The 5,844-nt window shown below is 61.4% G+C and carries 5 protein-coding genes and 2 pseudogenes; 2 read left to right on the top strand and 5 right to left on the bottom strand.

Going from position 1 to position 5,844, the window contains the following annotated elements:
- From EN993_RS38070 to EN993_RS29825, 5 genes and pseudogenes are all read right to left on the bottom strand, one after another.
- Positions 1–122, bottom strand: a pseudogene (locus EN993_RS38070) (putrescine/spermidine ABC transporter substrate-binding protein); the annotation flags it as partial.
- Between the two features lie 22 nt (positions 123–144).
- Positions 145–945 carry an ABC transporter permease gene (locus EN993_RS29840; protein WP_126070300.1) on the bottom strand — a complete coding sequence of 267 codons (801 nt, stop codon included), beginning with the start codon at positions 943–945 and terminating at the stop codon, positions 145–147.
- Positions 938–1,858 (bottom strand): ABC transporter permease, encoded by a 921-nt coding sequence (locus EN993_RS29835; protein WP_109659438.1) that lies wholly within the window; start codon positions 1,856–1,858, stop codon positions 938–940. Before EN993_RS29835 ends, EN993_RS29840 begins: the two co-directional genes overlap by 8 nt.
- Before the next feature lie 2 nt (positions 1,859–1,860).
- Positions 1,861–2,955 carry an ABC transporter ATP-binding protein gene (locus EN993_RS29830; protein ID WP_109659436.1) on the bottom strand — a complete coding sequence of 365 codons (1,095 nt, stop codon included), beginning with the start codon at positions 2,953–2,955 and terminating at the stop codon, positions 1,861–1,863.
- 142 nt (positions 2,956–3,097) lie between these two features.
- On the bottom strand, positions 3,098–4,777 hold the full coding sequence (locus EN993_RS29825) for an amidohydrolase (protein ID WP_127265576.1): 1,680 nt from the start codon (positions 4,775–4,777) through the stop codon (positions 3,098–3,100).
- A gap of 153 nt (positions 4,778–4,930) precedes the next feature.
- Here EN993_RS29825 and EN993_RS29820 point away from each other — a divergent pair, with 153 nt between their 5' ends.
- Both EN993_RS29820 and EN993_RS38470 read left to right on the top strand, forming a co-directional pair.
- The gene (locus EN993_RS29820; protein WP_245469013.1) at positions 4,931–5,689 is read left to right on the top strand and encodes a TetR/AcrR family transcriptional regulator; all 759 of its coding nucleotides are present in this window, start codon (positions 4,931–4,933) and stop codon (positions 5,687–5,689) included.
- Positions 5,690–5,712: 23 nt separating this feature from the next.
- Positions 5,713–5,844, top strand: a pseudogene (locus EN993_RS38470) (histone deacetylase family protein); the annotation flags it as partial.

Below are 5,844 nucleotides of genomic sequence, written 5' to 3'. Positions count from 1 at the left end.
ATCAGGTCGGGGCTGGTGTAGTTGCCCCAATTGTAGATGTTCAGTTCGCCGTCGGCGCGCGCCAGGCTCGTCGATGCGAGCAACGCCAACCCCATGGCGGTTGCTGTTGTCTTCCAGTTCATGGTTTTAACTCCCATTTTCGGTTCAGTCTCGTTTCCTGCTGACGAAGAAAAACAACGTGACGATCGCGACCGAAAGCAGCAGGAAGGCGGTCGATATCGCGTTGATCTCGGGTGTGATGCCGCGGCGGATCTGGCCGAGCATGTAGGTGGGCAGCGTGTCCTGGCCGCCCGATTTGACGAACTCGGTGATGACGACATCGTCGAGCGAGATGACGAAGGCCAGCATCAGCCCGGCAAGGATGCCCGGCCACAGAAGCGGCAGCGTGATGCGGCGGAAGGTTTTCCAGGGCGTCGCGTAAAGGTCGGCTGCGGCACGCTCCAGCGTTAGGTCCATATTCTCAAGCCGCGCCCGGATCGGCAGGTAGGCGAAGGGAATACAGAACGCCGTATGCGCGGCGACCAGATAGCCGATGCCGGAATAGCCGGTGAAGATCTTGATGCGCGAAAAGAAGATCAGCAGCGCCACGCCGGTGACGATCTCGGGCACCATCAGCGGCTGGTTGATTGCCGCATATTTGAAGGTGAGGCCGGGATAGGGTGCCGTGCGTGTGGTGGCGAGCGCCGCCATGGTGGCGAAGATGGTGGAAAGCACCGCCGCGATCGAGCCGATCTGGAACGAACGCAGGGTGGCATCGACGACCTGCGTGTTCTGCCAAGCCGACTGGAACCATTTGAGCGAAAACCCGCCCCATTCGGAGGTCGAGCTCGCCGCGTTGAAGGCATAGATGACCAGCACGATGATCGGCAGATAGAGCACGATAAAACAGGTCGCGGCGATGGCCGTGAATCCTGGCTGATGCTTGATGGAAAAGTTTTTAGCCATGCCGCACTCCCGACTTGCCGGCATTGCGCACATAGGCAAGCAGCGCCACCATGACGATGATCATAACGGCGATCGACAGCGCCGAGCCAAGCGGCCAGTTGCGGCCCTGCCCGAACTGCAATTCGATCAGGTTGGACAACATCATGTTCTTGCCGCCGCCCAGCACGCTCGGCGTCACATAGGCACCAAGTGCCGGAATGAAGACCAGGATGGAGCCGGCTATCACGCCGGGCTTGACCATCGGAAAGATGATCCGCCGCAGCACCTGGAAGCGTGTCGCGTAGAGATCATAGCCCGCCTCGACCAGCCGGAAATCGAGCTTCTCCATGCTGGCATAGATCGGCAGCACCATCAGCGGCAGGTAGACATAGGCCATGCCGATCAGGATCGCCGTGTCGGTGTAGAGGATCTGGATCGGCGCCGAGATGATGCCGAGCTTGAGCAGGATCGTGTTGATGATGCCTTCGTTGCGGATGATCTGCAGCACCGCGAAGGTGCGGATCAGGAGGTTGGTCCAGAACGGAATGGTGATCAGGAACAGCCAGAGATCGCGCGTCTTTTCACTGCGCGTCGCCATGAAATAGGCGGTCGGGAAGCCAAGCGCCAAGGTGGCGATGGTTGTCACCACCGAAAGCTTGATCGAACGCAGGAAGATGGTGACGTGGGCGGCGGCAACCGAAAGCGTATCGTCGAAGATATCGCGTTCCAGAAACACCGCGATCCAGGCTTCCGGCGAGAACTGCCACTTCACGTCGCCATAGGAGCCCGGCGTCAGGAACGAGTAGACCAGCACGATCAGCAGGGGGCCGGTCGCGGCGAGGAAAATGACCAGCAGCGCTGGTGCTGACAGAAGCCAGCGGTCACGCACATCGCGCCGCTCCGCTGCCTTGGCGACTTCTTCCGCGGTCGCCATGATCAGTCCTTCAGCACTTGCGCGGCATCGTTGCCGATCAGGATACCGACCTTGTCACCACGCTCGAAACCGCAGCCGGCGCTGCGTGTGTTCTGCTGGCGAACGGTGAAGTCCTCGCCGCTGTCGAGCTGGACATGGATATGCGTATCGGTGCCGAAATAGACGACGTTCTCGACCGTGCCCGACAAGTCGCCCTTGCTGTTGGTCAGCTTGGCATGCTCGGGCCTCACCACCACGGTGGCGTTGTCCTTGGGCTGGAAGCCTTCGGCAACGGTCGCCTCGATGGTCGTGCCGGATTTGAGCGTCGCGCGCGCCTTGCCGTTGCCGATGCCTGATATGGCGGCGGTGAGGAAGTTGGTTTCGCCGATGAAGTCGGCGACGAAGCGTTCCGCCGGCTTGTCGTAAATATCCCAGGGCGAGCCGACCTGCAGGATCTTGCCCGACGACATCACCGCGATGCGGTCCGACATGGTCAGCGCCTCTTCCTGGTCGTGGGTGACGAAGATGAAGGTGATGCCGGTCTCGTGCTGCAGCCGCTTCAATTCGATCTGCATTTCCTTGCGCAGCTTGTAATCGAGCGCCGATAGCGGCTCGTCGAGCAGCAGCACCTTCGGCTGCGGTGCGAGCGCCCGCGCCAGCGCCACGCGCTGCTGCTGGCCGCCGGAGATCTGGCTGGTGCGACGACCGGCGAGTGCCTCCATCTTGACCAGCTTCAGCATCTCGGCGACGCGCGCCTTGATCTCCGCCTTCGGCTTGCCCAGCATTTCCAGGCCAAAGCCGATATTGTCGGCGACCGTCATGTGCGGGAAGAGCGCGTAGGACTGGAAAACAGTGTTGACCGGCCGCTTGAAGGGCGGCAGCGGCGCAATATCCTGGCCATAGAGCAGGATTTCACCGGCGGTTGGGAAGTCGAAGCCGGCAATCAGCCGCAGCAACGTCGTCTTGCCGCAGCCGGATGGCCCCAGCAGCGTGAAGAACTCGTTCTCGCGGATGGATACCGAGACCGTGTCGAGGGCAGCGACTTGCCCCTCACCTGACCCGAAAATTTTGCTGACGTTTACTACTTCAATCGCATTCCGATCCGGTTTGTCCGGCACGATTACGCCTCACTGTTGACCCCGCTCTTGCTGGCGGAGCTCTTCCCCTGTTCGATGTGACCACATGGCCGGTAGGTTGGCAAGCCCGGCATTGAATCACAGTTCAGTCAGTTATTTGCGGCTAGCAAGCCGCATGCCATTGTCAGGCCTGGTAGGTGATCTTGCCGCCACAGATCGTCATCACCGGCCGCACCTTGTGCAGATCGGCCGGGGGCGTTTTCTCGATATCCGCCGACAAAACGACAAGATCGGCCATGTAGCCGGGTTTTAGCGTGCCCTTGCGGTGCTCGGTGAATTCGGCATAGGCGCCCTCGACCGTGTATGCGGCGAGCGCTTCATGCAGCGAGAAGCTCTGGTCCGGGTCGCTGTCTGCCCACGGTTTGCGCAACACTGCCGCCCGAATGCCCAGGATTGGATCGATCGGCGACACCGGCCAGTCCGATGCGAAGACGACATGCGCGCCGGCATCCTTCAGGGTCCGCCACGCATAGCTCAGCGGCCAGCGTGCCGGCCCGATGCGCGACACCGTCGGCTCCAGCGGAAAATCCATGGCACCGGGCGGATGCGGCGGTTGCATGGAGGCGATGACGCCGAGTTCGGCGAAACGCGGCACGTCCGAAATGGTGGTGACCTCGATGTGCTCTACCCGGTGACGGCTGTCGCGCTTGCCGTTCGCCTTCTGCGCCGCCTCGTAACCGTCGAGCACCGCGCGTACGGCGCCGTCGCCGATCGAATGCACGGCGATCTGCAGCCCACGCTTGTCGACCGCGACGGCCAGATCGATGAATTGTTGCGGCGTGAACAGAGGCTCGCCCACCCAGTCGGGCCGGTCGGCATAGGGCTCGACCATGACAGCCGTCCAGGAATCGAGCACGCCATCGTAAAACACCTTGACCATGCCCGACGACAGCCATTCGCTGTTGTAGCGTTCGGTCATCGTTGATGCCTTGTCGAGCATGTCGAGCGTCATGAAATTCTTGTAGTGGAACGGTATCTGGACGCGGCAAGGCAAGCCTTCCTCGGCCTCGATCTCGGCCAGCAGCTCGAGCTGATACAGGTTGCCGTCCATGTTCTGGATCGAAGTGATGCCGTGGCGAGCGCACCAGGCGAGCCCGCGCCGCATGATGTCGCGGTCGGCGTCCCGCTCCGCCGCTGTCGGCATCGGGTCCGGCTCGCCGCCTGTCGACAGCCCCAGCCGCACCCGGCTTTCGCCGGCAAGGTCGAGCACAGGGCCAAAGGCCTCGCCTTCGCGCAATTCGCCTGCGGCCAGACCATCATCACCCATGACGATCTCATTGCCCGGACCAAGCGTGCGCCCCTGCAGGATGCTCGCCATTTCCAGCGCCTTGGTGTTGGCCCACATGGTGTGATGGTCGGGCGCGGCCATGCAGAACGGGCGATCGGGCAAAATGGCATCGAGATGGTGGCGCGTCACCCGCTCGCTGCCGAGCACGGTGTAGTCGACGCCCTGCCCGACCAGCATCTTCGCATCGGGCCGCGTCGGCGCATAATCGCGGATCGCCTTTTGCAGCGCCTCAAAGCCGTGAATACCCGTGAGCTGAAGGTGGGCAAGTTCAGCCCCACCCGAAAACAGGTGCATGTGGGCTTCGATGAAGCCCGGCACGACAGAACCGCCCTTGGCGTCGATCACCTTGGTGGCCGGTCCCTTGAGCTCTTCGATGGAGGCGCGGCTGCCAATGGCGATGATGGCGCCGTCCTTGACGGCAACGGCCTCGGCAGCGGGATTGTCATCGTCCATGGTCTGAACACGACCGTTGATGACGATCAGATCCGCATTATGACCCGCACCCGTGACAGACATCGCGACTCCGCGCTTTTGACGACTGACTGACACTGACAACCCTCTTGTCCAACGACCTGCCACTCCACCGGAGCAGCGCCATGGGACGAAAAGGAGCCAGTGCGCTGTCTTCGAAATTCCCCTTGTCATCCCTGAAGGCAGCGTGGATAAAGAATGCGACTGATTATTCGCGTTTGTCAACATGCGGAATATGGAATGTATTGTGGACAGCACCCTGCACCTGTGTTGAGACCTGGCGGGGAACGAGGACATCAAGCAGTGAAGCGCAGTCTCGACCGCAAAACCAGGATAGCGCTCGAACCGCGCAAGCAGCCGCGGCAACAACGGTCGAGCAAGGTGGTCGACAGGATTCTCGACGCGGCGCTGATCTTGACCCGGGAGCAAGGAACCAGGACGCCGACGACGCTAGCTATTGCGCAGCGCGCAGGCTTGTCGGTTGGTTCGGTCTACCAGTACTTTCCCAACAAGGAAGCCATTCTTCTGGACCTCGCCCGGCGCTGGTTGTCATCCTTTCCCGAGGTGATCGCGAAGCGCATCAGGGTCCCCCCGCCCACCAACCGCGAAGAGTTTCGGCAGGAAGTGCGCAAGCTCTTCATCGACACCTCCCGGCTCTACCTCGAAAACGCCAGCTTGATGCCGGTGATCGAGGCTATTTCAGGCAACGCCGACCTCAGGCCGATCCAGAACGAATATGACGAGCAGATCATCGCGCTCTACGCCGCATGGCTGCAGCATGTGAACCCGGCGCTTGAAGACAAGATCGCCAGCCGGCTCGGCGTGCTGATGATGGACGTCGGGCACGCCTGCCGGCTTGTGGGGCTGAAAAGAGACCGCAGGACATACGACCTCATCGAGGACGATGTGGAAAGAATGTGGCTCGCTCTGGTGACCCCCTATCTCAACCTTGACTGATTTCGCATTTCGAGAGGAATTCTATGAAGACTGTCTATTCGCCGCTTCATGCTGGCCATGCCGGCCAGATGGAACTGGTCACGAGCGCGATCGTGCCGGGTTTCGAGAAGCCCTCGCGAGCCGAGTTCATCAAGGCGCGGGTCGAAAGCGAGAAG

It is taken from the genome of Mesorhizobium sp. M7D.F.Ca.US.004.01.2.1 (assembly GCF_003997785.1).
Taxonomy (GTDB): Bacteria; Pseudomonadota; Alphaproteobacteria; order Rhizobiales; family Rhizobiaceae; genus Mesorhizobium; species Mesorhizobium loti.
This window is presented reverse-complemented; position numbering and strand designations above follow the sequence as displayed.

Coding starts and splice junctions, on each gene's coding strand:
- EN993_RS29840 (WP_126070300.1), bottom strand. CDS start 945: ATGGCTAAAAACTTTTCCATCAAGCATCAGCCAGGATTCACGGCCATC.
- EN993_RS29835 (WP_109659438.1), bottom strand. CDS start 1,858: ATGGCGACCGCGGAAGAAGTCGCCAAGGCAGCGGAGCGGCGCGATGTG.
- EN993_RS29825 (WP_127265576.1), bottom strand. CDS start 4,777: ATGTCTGTCACGGGTGCGGGTCATAATGCGGATCTGATCGTCATCAAC.
- EN993_RS29820 (WP_245469013.1), top strand. CDS start 4,931: ATGCGACTGATTATTCGCGTTTGTCAACATGCGGAATATGGAATGTAT.